Raw genomic sequence first — 20,444 nt, forward strand, 5'->3', positions numbered from 1 at the left:
GACGGACGGTGGACATGACCGGAAACGACCGTGACCGGGCGGTACTCGTCGTCGCCTACAACAGCGCGGGGATGTTCAACCCGCTGCTCAACATCGCGGGCGAGTTGAAGGCCCGGGGCGTCGGGAACATCTGGTTCGCATCGACCGAGGACCGCCGGGCGGACGTCGAGGGACTGCGCGGGCCGGGCGAGGTCTCGTTCGTCTCCCTCGGCCCGGCCCGGCCGCAGTCGTCACCGGACAGCTGGGACGACGCGACGTACCGGCTGCTGACCACCGGCGACCGGGCAACCAGCTTCGCCCGGTACCTCGACGTCAGCACCGACTACGGCCACGTACGTCAGCTCCACCGGCGCTGCCTCCAGGTCATCGACGAGGTCGGGCCGGTGGTGGCCGTGGTCGACAGCCTCGCCAGCTGGGCGATGGACGCGGCGCAGACCCGGCAGCTGCCCTTCGTGGTCAGCATCTCGCTGCCGCCGTCCAACTTCTTCCAGGAGCAGCTGCCGGCGCGCTACCCGGCCCCGTTCTCCGGGCTGCCGGAGCGGATGACGCCCCGGCAGCAGGCGGCCAACGTCGGCTTCCGCAACCGGCTGGTGCGGGCGCTGATGGAGCCGGACCGGCTGCGGCGCAGCCTCGCCGCCGTGGCCGCCCGGAAGGCGGCCGGCATCCACAACCCGGAGATGCGTCCGGCGGGCTACGTCGAGGCCGCCGAGGCGCTCATGGCGTACACGGTCTTCGGCTTCGAGTACCCCTTCGCGACCGCCCCGGAGAAGCTGCGGATGCTCGGTTCCGTCGTGCCCCGGGAACTTCCGCCGGCCGCCGGCGACGACGAGCTGACCCGGTGGCTCGACGCGCACCCCTCGGTGGTCTACGTCGGCTTCGGCACCATCATGCGACTGTCGCGCGGCCAGGTGGACGCGATCGTCGAGATCGCCGACCGGCTCGGGCCCGAGCACGCCGTGCTGTGGAAGGTACCCGCGCGCCAGCAGCATCTCCTCCCGCCGGCGCGGCGGCTGCCGGGCAACCTGCGGGTGGAGGCGTGGGTGCCGTCGCAGCACCGGGTGCTGGCCCACCCGCACGTGCGGGTCTTCTTCAACCACGGCGCCGCCAATGCCATCCACGAGGCGGTCCACTTCGCCGTGCCGCAGCTGGTGATGCCGTTCTGGCTGGACTGCCCCGACGGGGCGGTGCGCGCGGTCGACAGCGGGGTGGCCCTGTCCGTCGAGCGCGCCGACTCGCCGGACGTCGAGGACATCCTCGCCAAGCTCGCGCGGCTGCTCGGCGAGGAGACGTTCCGGGCGCGGGCGCAGCTGTGGAGCCGGCGGATGCGGCAGGCCGGCGGGGTCACCGCCGCCGCCGACCTCGTGCTGGAACACCGCGACGAGGCGGCGGCCCGTCGTACCGTCGGGCTGGCCGTCGGCTGATCTCCCGGTCGTCGTACGCGCCGAGGGGGCGCGGTGGGCCACACCCACCGCGCCCCCTCGACGTCGGTCAGGACGCGGCGCCCTGGGTCTCGTCGGCCAGCGCCTCCGCGTACGCGACGAGCCGGGACGGCAGGTCCGTGCGCCGCTTCACGTCGAGCTTGCGGTAGACCCGGGTCAGGTGCTGCTCCACCGTGCTCACGGTGATGAATAGCTTGCTGGAGATCTGCCGGTTGGTGTGCCCCTGGGCGGCCAGCGCGGCGACCCGGCGTTCGGCGTCGCTCAGCCCGTCGTCCGGCTCCTGCAACTCGGCGGCGGCCGGGTACGCCGGCAGTCCGCTGCCCGGCTCCCGGCGGATCAGCCGCTGGGCCAGCACCGACGCCCCGCAGTCCTGGGCGAGCTGGTAGGCCCGGCGGACGAGCAGTCGGGCGCGGGCGGAGTCCCCGGCACGTTGGAGCGTCTGGCCGGTGTCGCCGAGGGCCCGCACGAGTTCCAGCCGGTCGCCGCTGGACTGGAGCAGGTTGACCGCTTCGGAGAGCAGCTTGCGCCGGTGGTCCTGGGCGGCGGTGGTGGCGAGCAGCCGCAGTGTCCGGCCCCGGGTGCGGTCGTCGACCCCGTGCGGCACCCGCAGCTGCTCCTGGAGAAGCTGCGTGGCCTGCGTCTTGTTGCCGACGCTGAGCTGCACCCGGGCCAGCTCCAGCCGCCACGGCACCAGCCCGGCCGCGTCGATGCCCCAGGCGCGCATCAGCTCGCCGCACCGGCGCAGGTCGGTGGTGGCGGCGTGCGGCCGGCGCACGGCCAGGTGGTGCCGGGCCCGGGCGGCCAGGTAGTGCAGGCCCAGCGGGGTGCGGAACATGCCGGGCGGGACGGGGTGGGCGAGCCACCGCTCGGCCTCGGAGAACCGGCCCGACTCGGTCGCGCAGGCGACCAACGTGGCCAGCGGGCCGGCGACCGCCACTCCCCAGGCCGGGGCGGGCATGTCCTCCAGGGCCGCCCGCGCGTGGTGCTCCGCGCCGGGCAGGTCGCCGACGCGCAACGCCGCCTCCGCCCGGACCGCCCGGATGACGGCCCGCCACACCGGGGCGTGCTGGGCCGCCGGCCGGCCGAGCAGCACGTCTCCCCAGACCGCGGCCCGGTCGGACCGACCCGCCCAGAGCAGCGCCAGCAGGGGAGCGGTCAGCAGACCCAGCGCGCCGTCGTCCGTGTGGTGGCGCTGGAGAAGCTGCTCGGCGGTTGCCACGGTGTCGTTGTCCGCGGCCGGCGTCAGCGCGGTGCCGAGCACCGTCACCGCCTGCAGCAGCGGGCTGATCGTGGTCGGCGCGCTCGCCGCGCGGCTCCAGGCGCTCGGGGTCTCCCGCACGGTGGTCAGGTGCTCCGGGTGGGAGAGGGAGACCAGCAGCTGCATCATCCGCAGGCGACCGGCCGTGCCGGCCGAGCCGTGCTCCTCGTCCGTCGGGAAGGCGCTGACCGCCTCGGTGGCCTCGTCCACCCGGCCCTGCCAGAGCAGGTAGGGCACGGCGGACAGGCCCGCGTCGGTGGACCACCCGGCGGCCCGCGCCGTCTCCACCAGCTCGGTCAGCTGCCCGTTCACGGCCAGCGGGTTGATCTGCCAACGGGCGTTCACCAGCATCTCGGTGGTGGCGGTCCGCTGCTGCGCGTCCACCGGGGCGCGGGAGACCAGGCGCAGGCACGCGGCGGCCACGTCGGGCCGGCCCGACGCCAGCGCGTGGCCGGCGGCGTCCTGGAGCACCGGCACCACCCAGGGCGCGCTCGCCGAGCCTGCGGCCACCAGGTGCTCGGCGACCACGCTCGGCTCGGCGCCGTGGTCGTGCAGCACCTCGGCGGCGCGCTGGTGCAGGCTCCGCCGTTCGTCGGCCGACATGTCGCCCAGGATCGACCGCAGGATGCGCGGGTGGCGCAGCTGGTCGCCCTCCATCAGGCCCGAGGTGCGCAGCACCCGTACCGCCGGGGCCGTCGACTCGGGCACCACGTCGAGGAGGTGGCCGAGCAGTTCGTTCGTCGCGGGCCGGTTGAGCACCGCCAGCGCCTGCGCCACCCGGCGCACCCCCGGCTCGTGCCGGTACAGGCAACCGAGCACCGCCTGGTCGAACGCGTCGCCGACCGGCGGGCCGTACTCGTCGTTCGTCTCCGCGCCGGCCCGCTCCTCGAGCAGCGCCCGGGTGAGCAGCGGATTGCCGCCGGTCATGCGGACGCAGCGTTCCGCCGTCCGCCGGGCGTCGGCGTTGTCGGCCTCGCCGCCGACCAGCCGGGCGACGGCGTCGACGGTCAGCGGCGGCAGGCCGATGCGGGAGAAGTGCGGCTGGCTGAGCAGCTCGGCGCGGAACAGCGGGTGCGGCGGGCGCAGCGTCGAGGCCTCCGCGAGCACGACCATGATCCGGGCGTGGCGCAGCCGGCGGGTCACGTAGAGAAGGCAGTGCAGCGAGGCCGGGTCCGCGTGGTGCACGTCGTCGACGACGAGGACCAGGGGTCCGGCGGCGGTCAGGTCGAGCAGGGTGGCGAAGAGACCGTGCAGCAGGGGGGCCCAGGCCCGGTCGCCGTCGGCCGCCTCGGCGCCGGGCTCGGGCAGCGGTACGGCGAAGGTGGCGTCGCGCATCAGCTGCTCGACCCGGGCCACGGCCTCCGGCGTGAGCCGTGCACTGTGGAACAGCTGCCCGACCACTCCCAGGTGGAGCCCGCGCTCGGCCCGGGAGCCGGCGGCGCTCATCACCTGCCCGCCGGCGCCCGCCGCCCACTCGCCGAACGACTCCAGCAGGCTCGTCTTGCCGCTGCCCACGGCGCCGGTGACCAGCGCGACGTGTCCGCGCTGCTGGTCCTCACAAGCCCGGAACGCATGCCGGAGACGGGTCGTCTGCTCCTCTTGCTGCACCAACACCAACGTGTCAGCCCTTCTCCTACGCGGCGCGGGACCGGGAACCCCGGTGGTGCCGACGCCGCCTCCCCCCTTGCCGGACAGCCGCCCCTCCACCCGCGTCTTCCGGGTAGGGGTGGAGCGCACCGGGCCGCCGTGCCGGGTGGACCTGGAAATCTTTCGCCGGACCGGGGTTTTCGCCGTACGGTCCGGGTGCTCAGGGGAGTCTGGCACCGGCGTGGGTGTGCGACAACGGGCGCGAGACCCCATCGTTTCGCGCACAAACCTGCGGCCCTGAAACGCATTTAGGGGTTGCGCGAAGCGCGATGAAGGGGTGTCGGACTCGACCCGGCGGGGGAGATGGCGACACGGTGAGGGGCTGGTGTCGGGTGTGCGGCTTGATGGTGTCACATCGGGCTTCGCGACGCACGCCCGGTTGCACGCTCAGTGCTGGGGTGTGGACACCCGGCGACGGTCGGCGCAGGTGGCGGCCCGAGCCCACCGTCCACATCCGACCGTGAAGACCGGCGGAAGCCGGGGCGAACGGCGGCGAACGGCCGGCGGCGGCCCACGCCGAGATTGGCCGCGGGTGCCGGGCGACGTGGTCGTGCGGACCTCGTGCGACCGCAGCTCGATGATCCGGTCCGGAGACAGGCCCAGGAGAGCACGGCCGGCGGTGAGCCGCGGCCGGGACGCTCGACGGGGCAGGAGCGGTGGTCTGCCGGCGAAGGTCAGCGCGGCCGGGGCCCGCCGGGCCGGTGGCCCGGGTCGTCCCTGCCTCGCGGCGGTGGGTCCAGGACCGTCGCGCCGGGTCGGTTCATGCGCAGCCGGGCGGCCAGCTCGCTGCGCGAGTTGACGTCCAGCTTCCGGTAGATCCGGGTCAGCCGCTGCTCGATGGCGCTGACGGTCAGGAAGAGCTTCTCGGCGATCTCGCGGTTGGTGTGGCCCTGGGCGGCCAGGGTGGCCACGTTGCACTCCGCGTCGGTCAGTCCCCGGACGACGGCCGTCGCGCCGGCACCCTCGGCGCCGCCGCTCCTGGCGGAGAGGCCGGGCCGCAGCATCGGGATCCCGCACTCCTCGGCGAGGAGCCGGGCCGACCGCGCCGCGACGCGGGCCTGCCGCCGGTCGCCGACCTGCTGGTAGGCCTGACCGAGGTCGGCCAGGTTGTGCGCCAGCTCCATGCGGTCACCGCACTGCCGCAGCAGCCGGACGGCGCTGCGCAGGTGCGGGATCCGGTCCGGCCCGTCCTCCGTGGCGGCCAGCACCCGCAGGGCGGCGGCGCGGTGCCGCACGTGCACGGGCCGCAGCCGGGCCAGCTCTTCGCGTACCAACCGGCCGGCCTGCTGGCGGCGGCCCATCCGGAGCAGCGCCCGCGCGGACTCGGTCCGCCACGGGACGAGGCCCGAGAAGTCCAGCCGCCAGCGGTTCATCAGCTGCCCGCAGAGCTGGAAGTCGGCCAGGGCCGCCTCCGGGCTTTCCGCGGCGAGGGCGTGCATCCCGCGGGCCTGCAGGTAGTGCAGCCCGATCGGGGTCTCGAACATCGCCGGGGGCACCGGCACCTGGAGGGAGGCCGCGGCCGCGTCGAGCTGGTCCATGAAGGTGAGGGCCCGTACCCGGACGGCGAGCGGAATCCCGATGACCACTCCCCAGCCCTTCGGCGAGAGCTGACTGAGCGCCTCGTCGGCCAGCTTCTCGGCGCGGGGCAGGTCGCCGAGCCGCCCGGCGACGGCCGCCCGGAGTGCCGCGAGCGTCGCCGACGGGGTGGGGTAGCGCGGGGTGGCGGGGTTGCGGCCCAGCCGGTCGCACCAGTCGTCGGCCAGGTCCAGCCGGTCGGCGTAGATCATGGCGATGAGTGCGCAGACGGCGGTCCACATGTTCGGTTCGTCGTCCAGCCCGGTGGTGGACAGCGCCCGCTCGGCCTGCTCGACCGCGCTGGCGTCGCCGCGGTCGAGCACGGCGGACAGCAGGGTGGCGCCCTCGATCCCGCGCTTGACCTTGGCCAGCGTGAGCGGGTCCCGGGCGGCCACGGCGGGTGCGGGGCGGTCGACCATCACGCCGGGGTAGAGGGTCGACATCCAACCCGTGGTGACGAGCAGTTCGGCGGCGGACCTCGGGTCGACGCTGTCCGCCCGTTCGCTCAGGTGGTTGACGAGATCGACGGCCTTGTCGATCTCGCCGTGCCAGAGCAGGTAGTGGATGGCGCCGGCGGCCTGCTGGCTGCCGAGATGCCCGGCGCGGATGGCGCTGACGACGCCGGCCAGGTGGGGGATCGCGGCCTGCGGGTCGAGACGCCACTCGGCGCGGGCCAGCGCGGAACGGATCCGCGCCCGCAGGCATTCGCCGGCGCAGCTCCGGTGCGCGCGGCGCAGGTAACGCAGCGCGGTCTCCATCTCGCCGTCGCGCAACGCCTGCTCGCCCGCGTCCAGCAGGGTCTGCGCCATCCAGGGCTCGGTCAGCTCGTCGATCCCGACCAGATGCGGCGCGATCCGGGCCGGGGCCGCGCCGTCGTCGTGCAACAGGCAGGCCGCCTCCAGATGCAGCCGTGCGCGTTCCTCGGCGGTCATGCCGTCGAGGACGGCCTGGCTCACCGCCGGATGGCGCAGGCCCTGCTCGGTGATCAGTCCCGCGCTGGTCGAGTCGTCGATCGCTCCGAGCGCGGCCCGTGACCGTGCGTCGACGAGATGGGGCAGCAGGCTGCCGTGCAGCGGCTCGCCGGTCACGGCCAGCACCCGGGCGGCGTTGAGCACCAGTTGGTCGCAGCGGTACAGGCAGCTGAGCACGGCCTCCCGGAACGACTCCCCGACCACGGGACGGTCGGCGGGCCGGGGCGCGGCCGCCTGGTCCTCGGCGAGCGCCTGCACCAGCAGCGGGTTGCCGCCGCTGATCCGATGGCTCTCCTCGGCGATGGTGCGGGCGACCGGAACGCCGAGTCGCCGGGCGAGCAGTTGGAACGTCCCGTCGGCGGTGAGCAGCGGCAGCCGGAGGCGCTGCAGCCGCGCGGGTTGCAGCAGCTCGGCGTGCACGTCGGGCCGCCACGGCCGGGTGCGCGGCGCCTCCGTCAGGATGATCAGCACGGGTAGCCCGGAGATCCGTCGGGCCACGTAGTCGAGGCAACGCAGCGACGGCACGTCGGCGTGGTGGATGTCGTCGACCGCGATGACCAACGGCCCCTGCGCGGTCATCTCCAGCAGGGCCCCACCGATCGCGGCGGTGGCCAGGGCGGTGTCCTCGTGGTCCGTGTCGTCGGCGTCGGTCCAGGTGAGGGCACCCGCGTCCAGCAGCCGCCCGAGGCGGGCCCAGAGGTCGGGGTTGCCGGCTCCACTCAACGGCGCCGCCCGCACGAGCTGCCGGATGACCTCCAGCGGGACGGTGCGTTCGGCGCGGGAGGCACTCGCGCCGAGGACCCGTGCCCCGGAGTCGCAGGCCTGCCGGGCGAAGGTCTGCAACAGCGTGGTCTTGCCGGTGCCGACCGGGCCGGTCAGCACGGCGACGGTCCGGTTGGTCGGGGAGGCCCCGCTGCTGAACAGGTCCGTCAGCCGGCGTTCCAGCATGCTGAGCAGGCACGACCGCTCGGTCAGCTCCATCGACGCGGCCCCCGGAGGAGCGTGCGGTCCGCGGTCACCGGAGGGGCCGCCCGCCCTGCGCGCCCCTGGAGCTCGACGAAATCGGAGACCGGCAATTCTTGACCCATTCCATTATTAGCAAATATAGACGACCGTCGAGCATGGCCGGCGAACCATCGACCGACTTGACCGGCTGGCGACTCCGGATCGCGCCCCCACCAGCGTCGGTGATAATTCCCCAGCCTCTCCGGGCCGGCCTTCCCCCTATCGACCACCGTGATGGTGGGAGTATGGCAGTTCGGCAATTGGGCGGCAAGCCGAGGTTTGTAAAGGATGGGCAAACATCGGTTCTGTCTCGCATCGGCCCGAGCCGGCTTCGCGCGTACGGGCGACAGCGGAAAGTCGCCGGGTGATCCCGTAACGTGACAGTATGCCGTCGTGGCCCATTGGTCGTGCCCTTTTCGGCCCGCTCGGCGATTGGCGGACGCGTTCTTGCGTGCTAGGCGTCCGGTGCGTGTCCACGTCGTCACCGCGACGGAACTCCCGTCGTCGGCCCGTCGGCGGCGAAGCCGCCTCCCGCCGGCGGCCGTCCCGCGTCGGTTGGGCCGGACGCCCTCGACGTCATCCCGGGTAAGCGCTGCTCAACTCAGTGTCAACATGGCTGGCGCGCGGCCCGGTGGCCATGGGCGCGGTGCGGTCCGGCGTGGGAGCGCTGACGGTCGGAAGGGGCTCGGGGCACCTGCCGGCCCGCCGGGCCGAACCGGCGACGAGTCGCTCCCGGGCGCGGGCGGGCGGCCCGACAATTGTTAAAGGTTCCCGATTGTTGCGGCGTGCGACATCGCCTGCCCGAAGTGCGACTGCGGGCAGGCGGGTCGCCCGGGATCGGGACTCGGCGCGTGTCGCCGATGCGCCGCCCGATTCGGACCTTTGGGAAATTCACCGATTATGTTGTTAAAAAAGAATTATGTGCCCTGTGGCCTCTCGGCGGCGCCGATGTCGCTGCGGGGGCGACGGAACGCGGTCGGACAAGTGTAACCGACATCAATGTCTTAACGATCCATTACTGCTGATCGACAATTTTCCGTCAAAAGTCGACTCCAATGTCCGTCGCTGTCGGCGAGTCGTCGTCCATCCATAGTGTCGGCCACGGGAAAGGGCGGTCCGGCCCGCCGCTGTCGAAAACCGGACGAGATCCTGTCCTACCTGGCCTGTCGGCCTTGCAGGGGACCCGGTCCGGGCAGCTAGGGGTTGTGCCGGGCCGATAGCCCGGCCTAATTTCGGGGCACCCGTTTCCAGCATCGGGATAGTCGGATATGGGGCCGTGCCCCCGTGACCTGAAGGGTTCTGTGGCCGTCGTGATGTTCCACCTGCCGCCGCGACTCGTTGCCGCCCTCCGCAGGGGATAGCGCAGATGACACTGCTGCCGGCGCTGCGGGGATTCGGCGCGGACCGGGCCGATGCGGTCACGGTGGCCGGCGGAACGCTCTCCAGCGAGGCCCTGCTCGGCTGCGTCACCGCGGTCGCCGACCGGATCAGGGGTGCGGTCGCGGTCGCCGTCGACGGCACACCGACTCTGGAGACGGTGGTGGGAATGCTCGGCGCCGTCCACGCGGGCGTCCCGCTCGTGCCGCTGCCTCCTGACGCGGACGAGTGCGAACGGGGCCGCATCCTGCGGCAGTCCGGGGCGACGGTGCTTCTCGGCCGCAACCGGTCCGACACCCACCGGCTGCCCACCGTCCCGGTCGACCTGCGGGAGCGCTCCTCGACACCGCACCCCGAGCCGGCGCCGGGCACCGACGCGGTCATCCTCTACACCGGGGGCGCCGGCGGGCCGTCGCGCGGGGTACGCATCTCGCGACGCGCCATCGCCGCCGACCTCGACCTGCTGGCCGACGCGTGGCGGTGGAGCGAGGAGGACGTCGTCGTCCAGGGCGCGCCGCTGTTCCGGGCGTACGGCCTGGTCGTCGGCCTGCTCGGCGCCTTGCGGGTCGGCGGCCGCTTCGTCCACCTCGACCGCAACGCCGCCGCCGGACCGGTCGGCACCATGTACCTGGGGTTGCCCGAGCAGTGGGCGAAGATCGCGCTGAACGCCCACTGGGCCCGGTCGTTGTCGGCGGCGCGGATCCTGATCTCCGCGGACGCCCCGCTGGCCTGCGCCGTGGCCGAACGCCTCCGGCTGCTCACCTCGCACACGCCGGTCCAGGCGTACGGCACCACCGAGACGCTCATCGCGCTGACCGGGCGGGCCGACGACCCTACGGTCGCCGGTGCCGTCGGCACCCCCCTGCCCGGGGTGGAGACCCGGGTGCTGGACCGCGAGGCCCGACCCGTGCCGGCCGACGGCGAGTCGGTCGGCGAGTTGAGCATCTGCGGGCCGACGCTGTTCAGCGGCTACGTCGAGGGCGGGCGGGGCCATGCCGCCGGTCACTGGCACGCCACCGGCGACCTGGCCACCGTGGCCGCCGACGGCTCATACCGGATCATCGGTCGGCGCGGGCTCGACGTGCTGCACTGCCGGGGCCGGCGGATGCACGCCGGGCAGATCGAGGAGGCGTTGCTGAGCCACCCCGGCGTCCGGGAGGCCGCCGTCGTCGGCACCCCGCACCACGCGCTCGGCGAGCAGGTCACCGCGTACGTCGTCGCCGAGGGGTTGACCGCGCAGGTGCTCATCGACCACGTCGGCCGGTACCTCTCCGCGGGTCAACGGCCCCGGCGGGTGCACTTCGTCGACGAGCTGCCGCGCAGCGCGCTCGGTCGGATCAGGAAGTCCCTGCTGATCGCCGCCGGTTGAGCCGAACGGGGGAGTGGGCGGCGGTCCACCGACGTCCGCCCAGCGGTCAGCCCTCCACCCAGCCGTGCCGTCGGGCCAGGTCCAGCATCCGGGCACGCACCGCGACGATCTGCGCCCCGGTCAGGTCCGACACGGAGGTGACCAGCGCCTCGGTGGTCTCCGTGCAGAAGGCCCGCTCGGAGAGCACGTCGCACAGGCCCTCGTCGTCCTCCGCACCGCCCGTGGCCGGACCGCCGTCCCTGCTACGCCCGCCGGTGAACGCCGCGCCGGCCCGGGAGGGCGCCGCGGTGCCGGCCGGCCCCTTGCGCTCCGCGCCCACGGCAGCGCCCACCACCCGCACCAGCACGGCCTTGGGGCCGCGGTCGGTCCCCACCGCCTCGTACTCCACCGGGACACCGGGCGTCAGCGCCCACTTGTCGCCGTCCAGCATGTTCGCGTGCACGAACACGTCGTCGCTGCCGTCGTCCGGGGCGATGAACCCGTAGCCCCGCACCTCGTCGAACCGCACCACCTTGCCAGTGAGCATCGCTTTTCCCGCATCCATCCGACCAAAATCCGCGTACCCCGCCCATGGAACCGGGGCCCGCCCCCAGACTGGCAGCCGCCCGCGCGGCCCGGCACCCGTACCCGACCCCTATGGTGCACCGTACCGTCGGTGCCGGCGCGGCGCGGCTCGCCGCAGCGCCTAGCATCGGCGGACGTGATCGAGCAGATCCTGCCCCCCGCCGTGGCGGTGGCCGAGGCCTTCACGGACCCCGCCGGCCTGACCCTGTTCCCCGAGGAAGAGGCGCTGGTGGCCCGGTCGGTGGAGAAGCGTCGCCGGGAGTTCACCACCGTGCGGCACTGCGCCCGCACGGCCCTCGGCGAGCTGGGCCTCGCGCCGGTGCCGATCGTCTCCGGCGCCCGCGGCGCCCCGGTATGGCCGGCCGGCGTCGTCGGCAGCATGACGCACTGCGACGGCTACCGGGCGGCGGTCCTCGGCCGTACGACCGCGTTCGCCACCCTCGGCGTGGACGCCGAGCCGCACGCGCCGCTGCCCGACGGGGTGCTCGACGCGATCGCCCTGCCGGCCGAGCGGGCGCGCACCGCCACGCTGGGCGCGGCCCGCCCCGCCGTCTGCTGGGACCGCCTGCTGTTCAGCGCGAAGGAGGCGGTGTACAAGGCGTGGTTCCCGCTCACCGGCCGGTGGCTGGACTTCTCGGAGGCGGACATCGTGATCGATCCGGCCGGCACGTTCGAGGCCCGGCTGCTGGTGCCCGGACCGGTCCTCGGCGGGACCCCGGTGACGGCCTTCGCCGGCAGGTTCCTGGTCGAGCGGGGACTGGTCGCCACCGCGATCAGCATCCCGGCCGTCGTGCCCTAGTCCGCCGTCAGCCTGGTCTTCTGCACCTTGCCGAGGGCGTTGCGGGGCAGCGCGTCGACCAGGCGCACCTCGCGTGGCCGCTTGTGCGCCGACAGGTGCCGGGCCACGAAGTCGATCAGCTCGGCCCCGTCCACCCCGTCGCCCACCACGTACGCGGTGACCTGCTGGCCGAGGTCGGGGTGCGGGGTGCCCACCACGGCGGCCTCGCGGACCCCCGGGTGCGCCAGCAGGGCGTCCTCCACCTCGCCGGCGCCGATCCGGTAGCCACCGCTCTTGATCAGGTCGGTGGACGCCCGCCCGACGATCCGGTGCCAGCCGTCCGGGTCGACGGTGGCGACGTCCCCGGTGCGGAACCAGCCGTCCGGGGTGCGGCTCGCCGCGTCGGCGTCCGGGCGGTTCAGGTAGCCGTCGAACAGGGTGGGGCCGTCGACCTGGAGCTCGCCCATCGCCGCCCCGTCGGCGGGGAGCGTGGCGCCGTTCTCGTCGACCAGCCGCGTACGCACCCCGGGCAGGGGCAGCCCGACGGTGCCCGGCCGGCGCGGGCCGTCCGCCCGGGCGCTCACCGTGATCAGGGTCTCGGTCATCCCGTACCGCTCGACGGGCCGGTGCCCGGTGAGGGTGGCGAGGTCCGCGAAGACGGCCGCCGGCAGCGCCGCGCTGCCCGAGACGAGCAGTCGCGCCGAACGCAGCGCCCGTGCCGAGTCCGGGTCGGCGGCGATCCGGGACCACACGGTCGGCACGCCGAAGTACATCGAGCCGTTGGCGGCGGCGTACCGTTCGGGCCGCGGCCGGCCCACGTGGTGCAGCCGGCCACCCAGCCGCAGCGGCCCGAGCACGCCGAGCACCAGCCCGTGCACGTGGAACAGCGGCAGGCCGTGCACCAGCAGGTCGTCCGGCGTCCACGCCCAGGCGTCGGCCAGCCCGTCCAGGCAGGCGGCGACGGCTCGGCGGGAGATCACGGCGCCCTTCGGGGCGCCGGTGGTGCCGCTGGTGTAGAGGATCACCGCGGTGCTGGCCGGGGCCGGCTCGGGGTGGACGGTGTCCGAGCGCCGGCTCAGGTCGACGGGCACGACGGCCCGGCCCGCGCCCTCGGCGGTGCGCTCCGCGCCGGCCGGGACCAGCAGCGCCGTCGCTTGCGAGTCGCGCAGGATGTGGTCGCGCTCCATCGGCCCGGCGTCCGGCGGGACCGGCACGACCGCCGCCCCGGCGGTCAGGGCGCCGACCACACCGACCACCGTCTCCAGGGTCGCCGTGGCCTCGATGGCGACCCGGTCGACACCGCGCAGCTCGTCGGCCACCGCCGCGGCCAGGCGGCGCAGCTCCACCCAGGACACCGCGCGGTCGTCGACGCGGATGGCGTCCGGACGCTCGTCGGTGCCTCCCGCGAGCCAGCTCAGCAGCGGCATGGTGCGACCCCTCTCCAGCGGCTCGGGCCCGGGCCGGTCCGGCCGGGCGTGCCGCGGTGGCCGGACGACGGGCCCCCGGGACGCCGGTAGGGTCGGTGGGGCGCCGGCGGATCCAGGTGGGCGCGGTGCGCCGCGCCGGCGGGCCCGGAACGACGGTCCTGACCGTAGTCGGGGGCACCCCGGCCTGCCACCCCTACCGGGCGGCGCGCCGGGTCGGACGGGCGGGAGGTGACGTCGGTGGTCGCGGACGCGACGGCGTGGACGGCGGTACCAGGCGGCGTCCGGGCCGTGGTGCTCGACCTCGACGGGGTGCTGGTCGACAGCCTCGCCGTGGCCAGGGAGGCGTTCGCCCTCGCGTACGCCGAGGTGGTCGGCGACGGCGTCGCCCCGGTCGAGGAGTACTGCCGCCACCCGGGCCGGTACCTGCCGGAGGTGCTGGAGCTGATGGGCCTGCCGGCGACGCTGGCCGGGCCGTTCGTGCGGGAGAGCAACCGCCTCGCGCACCGGGTCACCCCCGTCGACGGTGTGCCGGAGCTGCTCCGCACCCTGCGCCGGCGGGGGATCGGGCTGGCCGTGGCCACCGGCCGCAGCGGGGTCCGCGCCCGCGACCTGCTCGGCCGGCTCGGTCTGCTGTCGCTGGTCGACCACGTGGTGGGCTCGGACGAGGTGCCCCGGCCGAAGCCCGCGCCGGACATCGTGCGGCGGGCGCTGCGCCTGCTCGGGGCCCGCCCCGGGGAGGCGCTGATGGTCGGCGACGCCCCCAGCGACCTGGCCAGCGCGCGGGCGGCCGGGGTGCTGGCGGTGGCCGCGCTGTGGGGCGAGTCCGACGAGGAGACCCTGCGCGCCGCCGGCCCGGACGTCGTCCTGACCCGACTCGACGAGCTGCTGCCGTTCTGCCCGGCCCGCCGGTGACCGACCCGCGAGCGGGAAGCGGGCGAAGGTGGCGCCCCGTGGGCGGACACCTGCGGTGACCGGTCGGCACCCCTGCCCCGCGCCGCGTTCGCGGTCGGCACCCCTGTCCCGGGCCGATTCCCGGTTCGATACCCCCGATTTGTCAGCTGATCAGTTGATCGGCACATCGGTTGGCCGGATGATGTCGGGCGTCGGTCGGCCTGGCGCCGGCCGGCCGGCCCGTTCCCGCAAGCCGACGCCGCGATCAGCCGAGGGGTCCCGCCCTTCTCGACGGCAACCCGCACGTGAAGGAGGACCACCCCCAATGCCGGTCATCGAAGTCGATCATCTGCAGAAACGGTACGGCGAGAAGATCGCGGTCGACGACGTCTCCTTCACCGTGGAACAGGGCGAGATCTTCGGCGTGCTCGGCCCGAACGGGGCCGGCAAGACCACCACGGTCGAGTGCGTGCAGGGGTTGCGCCGTCCCGACGGCGGCACCATCCGGGTGCTCGGCCTGGACCCGGTCCGCGACCGCACCGAGGTGCGGCAGCGCGTCGGCGCCCAGCTCCAGGAGAGCCAGCTGCCGGACAAGGTACGGGTGTGGGAGGCGCTGGACCTCTACCGGTCCTTCTACCGCAACCGGGCCGACATCGACGAGCTGCTGACCGACCTCGGCCTGGCCGAGCAGCGCAACACCTACTTCCAGAAGCTCTCCGGCGGGCAGAAGCAGCGGCTGTCGGTGGCCCTGGCACTGGTCGGCAGACCCGAGGTCGCCATCCTCGACGAGCTGACCACCGGCCTCGACCCGCAGGGCCGCCGGGACACCTGGGACCTGGTCGAGCGGATCCGCGACCGGGGCGTCACCGTCGTGCTGGTCACCCACTTCATGGAGGAGGCGCAACGCCTCTGCGACCGGCTCGCGATCATCGACAAGGGTCGGGTGGTGGCCATCGACAGCCCCGCCGGCCTGCTCACCCGGGTCGGCAGCGAGCACCGGGTGCACTTCCGTCCCGCCGAGCCGGTCGAGGACGCCCTGCTGCTCGCGGCGCCCGACGTGACGGGGGTGTCCCGCTACCGCGACGAGGTGACGGTGACCGGCACGAAGGACGTGCTCCAGTCGGTCCTGTCCGTGCTCAACGGGCGCGGGATCCGCTACGACGCGCTGCGGGTCGAGCAGCCCACCCTCGACGACGCGTTCGTCTCCCTCACCGGCCGCTCGGGCCGGACCGCCGCGCAGTCCCCGACCGACGGGAGGTCGTCGTGAGCGCCCTGTCCAAGCTGATCGCCGTCGAGACGAAGCTGTTCCTGCGGGAACCGGTGTCGTTGTTCTTCGTCTTCGCCCTGCCGATCGGCCTGATGCTCGTCTTCGGGTTGCCGCAGCGCGCCGGCACGGCCGCCGACACCGGGCAGCACGCCGAGCAGACCTTCCTGCCGTCGCTGGCGCTCGCCCTCACCATCGGCATGCTCGCGCTCTTCACCCTGCCGATGGCGCTCGGCATCTACCGGGAACGCCGGGTGCTGCGCCGCCTGGCGACCACCCCGGTGCAGCCCGGCCTCCTGCTGGTGGCGCAGGTGGTGGTCAACCTGGTGATGGGCGTCCTCGGCGCGGTGGTCACCGCGATCGCCGTACGGTTCCTGCTGGACCAGCCGGCGCCGGCCAACGTTCCCGGCTTCGTGCTGGCCTTCCTGCTCGGGGTGGCGTGCCTCTTCGCCGTCGGTCTGCTGATCGCGGCGCTGGCGCCCTCCGCCCGGGCGGCCCAGTCGATCGGTCCCGCGCTGTTCTTCCCGCTGCTCTTCCTGGCGGGCGCCTGGCTGCCCCGCGACCGGATGCCGAGCGCGCTGGCCGCCATCGCCGACTACTCGCCGCTGGGGGCCACGGTGGACACCCTCGGCGCGGCGTGGGCGGGCACCAACCCGGAGCTGCCGCAGCTGATCGCCCTGGCGGTGACGGCCGTGGTCGGCTCCGCGGCGGCCACCCGGTTCTTCCGCTGGGAGTGATCCTCCGCACCCGCCTGGCGGGTGCGGAGGACGTCGTGGCTGCCCAGGGCCGTTCCTAGGGGTGGCCTAAGGGTGTCCGCCGAATGTGATCTGGATTACGTTCGGAGCAGAACGGGCGCCCGGTCACCGGACAAGGACGTTCGACCGCGAAGCGTCCGTTCACCCGGCAACGGGTGTCGTCAGGCCTGTGTGGACGCGTCCGCCGCCGTGCGGCGGCTCGTCCGAGGTGTGCGGAATGCGACGGAGGTCGTGCCATGAAGGACGTTTCGCAAGCTGATCCGGTCACCCGGGACGCGGTCGGCGTCATCGACGTCGTCCTGGAGGGCGGTCCGGTCGATCTGCCGGCCGACCTGCGTAGCCGCCAGGTGGCGCGGGCGGAGGAGAAGATCAAGGTCCTGCACTACGGCGGGTACGAGCACTTCGAACGGGGCGCCACCCCGCCGGCGGTCGACCTTCCGGTGGTCTTCCGCTGGACCGGTCGGACCCGGATCGCCGAGTAGGGGAAGGGCGGCACCAGTCACATGAGGGCACAGAACCACCGGCCGGGTCCCCACCTGACGGTCAGCGACACGAACGAGGCCATCGCCTTCTACACGGATGTCTTCGACGCCGTCGCGATCGTACGGGAGTGCCTGCTCGACGGGCACGTCCTGCACGCGGAACTGGCCGTCGGCGGCCACCGCCTGACCGTCAGCGAGTGGTACGAGGCGGGCGCGCCGTCGGCGGTGGAGAGCCGCGACGACGTGCTCACCATCGAGCGGACCGACCCCGAGTCGGTGCTGCGGCGGGCGGTGGCCGCCGGTGCCCGCGTCGAGACGCCGGCGGATCCGTCGCGCCAGGTGACGCTGCGCGATCCCGCCGGCCTGTGCTGGACCGTCGTCGGCCCGCAGCGGACGGCGTAGGCGAACCCCCGCGACGCCCACCGCTCCGTCGGTCAAGGCTCCGCCCGGGAGCGGTGGGCGTTGCGGGTGCGCAGGGCGAAGAAGAGCGCCGCCGCCCGGCGGACGTCACCCGGCCGCCGGGGATCCGCGGCGATCTCGTGCAGCAGGTCCCGGTCGGCGCAGTCCGCCGCCAGCGTCGTCAACAGCGAGAAGCACTCCCGGGCGGCGTCCCGGCCGCCGGCACCGTCCGCGCCGTCGGACCAGTGGGTGAGCAGCGCCGCCAGCACGTCCGCCCGGAACGCCGGCGCGCCGGCGGCGGCCGTGCCCCGGCCGGCGAGCAGGTGACCCGCGGCGATCGCCCCGACCGGCTCGGTCAGCCGGGCGCGCAGGAAGGTCGGCGTGACGGCGGCCCGGCTGATCGCCTGCAACGCGACGAACCGCGCCGAGCCGGTGTTCATCAGTGTCACCCACTCGTCAGGCCGCCAGTCGCGGGCGAGCGGTCCGGCCGCCAGGTACTCCACCAGGCTGGGCCAGACCGAGGCCAGGGCGTGGCGGTCGGCCCGGAACAGATCGGTGGCGAGCAGGATCTGCCGTACGTGCGCGGGCCAGTCGGGCAGCACCGTCGCCGGGGGAGCCGGGGCGTGGGCCGCCGACCAGTCGACGACGGCCGCCACCGGGTCGCCGCCGGTGACGGCGGCGGTCGCCGCCACCTCGACGAGGTCGGTGTGCCGGGTGTCCAGCCAGGCGGCGACCGCCTCGCCGTGGGGCGGGCGGCGCCGCAGCGCCGCGCAGGCGGCGTCGAGGCTGGCCCGGCCGCCGCGCAGCAGGGCGCGGACGAACTCGTCGAGCAGGGCGGCCGGGCCCGTCGGTGTGGCCGCCTCCGCCTGCCCGCCCTCCCAGACCAGCACCGCGACGGTGGCGGTGAGCGGGTTGTGCACCGGCCCGGTGATGCGCTGGGCGTGGGTCCAGTCCAGGAACCTGCGGGCCGTGGCGCCGTCGGGGAACCAGTGGGCCGCCAGCAGCGCCACGTCCGCGTCGGTGAAGTGCGCCAGGTGGTACGCCGGATAGCCGTCGCCCAGCACGGCCAGCTCGTCCTCCGCCAGGTGCCGCGTGGTCACCAGGACCCGCCAGGGCCTCGGCGGGCCGGCCGGTCCGGGGGAGCGGGCCAGCTCCGCGAGGCGGTTGAGCACGACGGCCCGCTCGTCCGGGTCGGTCACGGCGTCGAGCGCGTCGACGCAGACCAGCCACCGCCGGCCGGGGGCGGGGGCCTGCTCGACGTCGAGCGGGGCGCCGTCGCGCGGGTACGCCTCGGCGAGCGCCGCGGAGAGCGGCTGGTGCACCAGGGCGGCGGCCGGCAGGCTCACCAGCACCGGCCCCGGCGGGCAGCGCCGTCGCCGCCCGCGCCCGGCGAGCCACCGTCGCGCCGAGCGGGCGCTCTCGTAGCGCACGAGCGCCGTCTTCCCGCTGCCCGGCTCCCCGATCAGCAGCACGTTGCCGGTGCCGGTGAGCAGGTCCGCCACGTCGACGCCGTCGCCGGCCGGGGCGAGCCGTGGCACCGCGCGGCGCGGCACGTACACCTCGGACAGCGGCTTGACGTAGCCCCCGAAGCGGTGCGGGTGGACGATGCCGGCGTCGGCCTCGCCGCGCCAGACCGGGCGCAGCGCGACCCACCAGGCGCGCCGGCTCCGGGAGTGGCGGCGGACGGCGACGGCCGCGGTGACGAGCGCGGTGGTGAGCGCCACCGTGCCGCCGACGACGCTGGCGACCTTGTCCGAGACGTCCAGGTCCATCGGCGGTCAGGACCGCCCGGCGGGCCGGTCCGCCGACAGGTGGTGGGTGCCACATCCCTGGCAGTACGCGCCGGTCTGCTCCTCGCGGCAGTGCCGCCACGGCGCGGGCGGCCCGGCTGGCGCGGCCCGCTGCGCCGGCGGCTCCTGCGGTCCCCACCGGGATGTGTGGTGGGCCACGACCAGGGAGGACTGCGTGAGGCGGGCGTCGACGTCGGGCTTGAGGCGGACCCGGCCGTCGGCGGCGTCCAGGACGTCCACGACGCGAGCGAGCAGGGCGACGTCGTCGTCGCGGCCCGTGGCGTGGGCGAGCGCCACCGCGCGCCCGAGGTGCTCCTCCGCCTCGGCGACCCGGCCCGCCCGGGCGGCGGTCAGCCCGCGCTGGACCGCCGCCGCGTAGTCCTGCTGGCGGGTGTAGTACGCGACGCTCTCGTTGATCTCCGAGTACCGCAGGGCGTCCTCGGTCCACTCCACGTCGAGCGGCACCTCGACCGGCGTGGTGGCCCCACCCGCGTGGACGCTCAGCCAGCCGATGCGCCGCTGCGCCCCGGGCGCCATCGCGTCGACCTCCAGGGCGACGTGGTAGTCCCGCTGGTCGTGCGGGCTCCACGCGCCGACCGGGTAGTCGGTGCCCAGCTCGCCGGCCGGCTCGCCGCGCCCGCTCAGGTCGGCCAGCGCCGGGTGCACCTGCTTGACGAAGCGGACCCGGGCCAGCCCGGTGGTACGCACCCGGAGCCGGACGTCGGGGACCCGCCGGGACATCGCACGGGTCAGCACCGCCCGGAAGTCGTCGGCGAGTCCGGTGAGGTCCTCGACCGGCACGACGGGGTTGGCGCCCAGCGCCTCCGCGATGCCGAGCAGTTCCGCCGCGTCCCAGTCGTGCACGCCGTCCGCGGAGCCGATGGCGCGGCAGTCGACGGTGAACCGGCCCACGCAGTCGTCCACCGCCGCCCGCAGGTCGGCGGGGAGCTGGGACTCGTTGCGCCCGTCGGTGAGCAGGATGACGTGCCCGATCGCGTCCGGCCGCGTGGCCAGCAGGTGGCGGGCCAGCAGCAGCCACGTGCCGATGGCGGTGCCGCCGTGCGGCGTCACGTGCCGCAGCGCGTTGCGGGCGGCGGCCCGGGTGGTCTCGTCGGCGACCGCCAGCCGCCGGTCGCCCGGGTAGACCATCGTGGCGCGGGCGGTGCCGGCCACCACCGCGAACGCGACCCCGTCGGGCAGGGCGTCGATGGCCGCGGCGGTGGCCCGCCGGGCGGCGCGCATCTTGGCCTGGGGCGCGCCCATCGAGCCCGAGGAGTCGAGCAGGATCACCTCCGCGAGGTCGTCGTGCCGGACGTCGGCGTGGACGGGTTCCTCGCCCCGGACGGTGGCGACCACGTCGAGGACCGCCCCGTCGGCGGAGACGCACTCGGTGTGGTGTGCGCGCAGCCGCAGCGGCAGATCGTTGGCGGGGGACACGGGTGACCTCTTTCCG

Annotated in this window: 14 protein-coding genes; 8 read left to right on the forward strand and 6 right to left on the reverse strand. The window is 74.7% G+C overall.

The window, feature by feature from the left end; all coding sequences use genetic code 11:
- Positions 1–14 precede the first annotated feature (14 nt).
- Entirely contained in the window at positions 15–1,421 is a 1,407-nt protein-coding gene (locus ACN27A_RS01250) for a glycosyltransferase (protein ID WP_421449115.1), read from the forward strand.
- 67 nt (positions 1,422–1,488) lie between these two features.
- On the opposite strand, the gene ACN27A_RS01255 is transcribed toward ACN27A_RS01250, so the two are convergent.
- A complete protein-coding gene (locus ACN27A_RS01255; RefSeq protein ID WP_421449117.1) occupies positions 1,489–4,305 on the reverse strand; it encodes an AAA family ATPase in 2,817 nt (938 codons plus the stop codon).
- 713 nt (positions 4,306–5,018) lie between these two features.
- A complete protein-coding gene (locus ACN27A_RS01260) occupies positions 5,019–7,871 on the reverse strand; it encodes an AAA family ATPase (RefSeq protein ID WP_421449118.1) in 2,853 nt (950 codons plus the stop codon).
- A 1,390-nt stretch (positions 7,872–9,261) separates the two neighbouring features.
- On the opposite strand from ACN27A_RS01260, the gene ACN27A_RS01265 reads away from it, so the two are divergent.
- A complete protein-coding gene (locus tag ACN27A_RS01265; RefSeq protein WP_421449121.1) occupies positions 9,262–10,641 on the forward strand; it encodes an AMP-binding protein in 1,380 nt (459 codons plus the stop codon).
- Positions 10,642–10,687: 46 nt separating this feature from the next.
- Here ACN27A_RS01265 and ACN27A_RS01270 read toward each other — a convergent pair whose 3' ends face one another.
- Positions 10,688–11,167 (reverse strand): cold-shock protein, encoded by a 480-nt coding sequence (locus tag ACN27A_RS01270; protein ID WP_421449123.1) that lies wholly within the window; start codon positions 11,165–11,167, stop codon positions 10,688–10,690.
- A 174-nt stretch (positions 11,168–11,341) separates the two neighbouring features.
- Here ACN27A_RS01270 and ACN27A_RS01275 point away from each other — a divergent pair, with 174 nt between their 5' ends.
- Entirely contained in the window at positions 11,342–12,004 is a 663-nt protein-coding gene (locus tag ACN27A_RS01275) for a 4'-phosphopantetheinyl transferase family protein (protein WP_421449125.1), read from the forward strand.
- Here ACN27A_RS01275 and ACN27A_RS01280 read toward each other — a convergent pair.
- Complete coding sequence (locus tag ACN27A_RS01280; protein ID WP_421449127.1) at positions 12,001–13,410, reverse strand: acyl-CoA synthetase; 1,410 nt, start codon at positions 13,408–13,410, stop codon at positions 12,001–12,003. The genes ACN27A_RS01275 and ACN27A_RS01280 overlap by 4 nt on opposite strands.
- Positions 13,411–13,647: 237 nt before the next feature.
- Between ACN27A_RS01280 and ACN27A_RS01285 the strand changes: the two genes are divergently transcribed.
- From ACN27A_RS01285 to ACN27A_RS01305, 5 genes are all read left to right on the forward strand, one after another.
- Positions 13,648–14,322, forward strand: coding sequence for an HAD-IA family hydrolase (locus ACN27A_RS01285; protein WP_421449128.1), 675 nt, complete (start codon positions 13,648–13,650; stop codon positions 14,320–14,322).
- Between the two features lie 304 nt (positions 14,323–14,626).
- Positions 14,627–15,568: an ABC transporter ATP-binding protein gene (locus tag ACN27A_RS01290; protein WP_311410136.1), complete on the forward strand. Its 942-nt coding sequence runs from the start codon at positions 14,627–14,629 to the stop codon at positions 15,566–15,568.
- Positions 15,565–16,302: an ABC transporter permease gene (locus ACN27A_RS01295; protein ID WP_421449131.1), complete on the forward strand. Its 738-nt coding sequence runs from the start codon at positions 15,565–15,567 to the stop codon at positions 16,300–16,302. Before ACN27A_RS01290 ends, ACN27A_RS01295 begins: the two co-directional genes overlap by 4 nt.
- A 254-nt stretch (positions 16,303–16,556) precedes the next feature.
- Complete coding sequence (locus tag ACN27A_RS01300; RefSeq protein WP_421449133.1) at positions 16,557–16,802, forward strand: DUF5988 family protein; 246 nt, start codon at positions 16,557–16,559, stop codon at positions 16,800–16,802.
- Between the two features lie 21 nt (positions 16,803–16,823).
- The gene (locus ACN27A_RS01305) at positions 16,824–17,204 is read left to right on the forward strand and encodes a VOC family protein (RefSeq protein WP_421449135.1); all 381 of its coding nucleotides are present in this window, start codon (positions 16,824–16,826) and stop codon (positions 17,202–17,204) included.
- Between the two features lie 32 nt (positions 17,205–17,236).
- On the opposite strand, the gene ACN27A_RS01310 is transcribed toward ACN27A_RS01305, so the two are convergent.
- Together ACN27A_RS01310 and ACN27A_RS01315 are read right to left on the reverse strand one after the other, a co-directional pair.
- On the reverse strand, positions 17,237–18,973 hold the full coding sequence (locus ACN27A_RS01310; protein WP_421449138.1) for a hypothetical protein: 1,737 nt from the start codon (positions 18,971–18,973) through the stop codon (positions 17,237–17,239).
- Between the two features lie 6 nt (positions 18,974–18,979).
- Positions 18,980–20,428, reverse strand: coding sequence for a VWA domain-containing protein (locus tag ACN27A_RS01315; RefSeq protein ID WP_421449140.1), 1,449 nt, complete (start codon positions 20,426–20,428; stop codon positions 18,980–18,982).
- Positions 20,429–20,444 lie beyond the last annotated feature (16 nt).

Origin of the sequence: Micromonospora sp. WMMD737 (assembly GCF_049179055.1) — a bacterium.
GTDB classification, from domain to species: Bacteria; Actinomycetota; Actinomycetes; order Mycobacteriales; family Micromonosporaceae; genus Micromonospora; species Micromonospora reichwaldensis.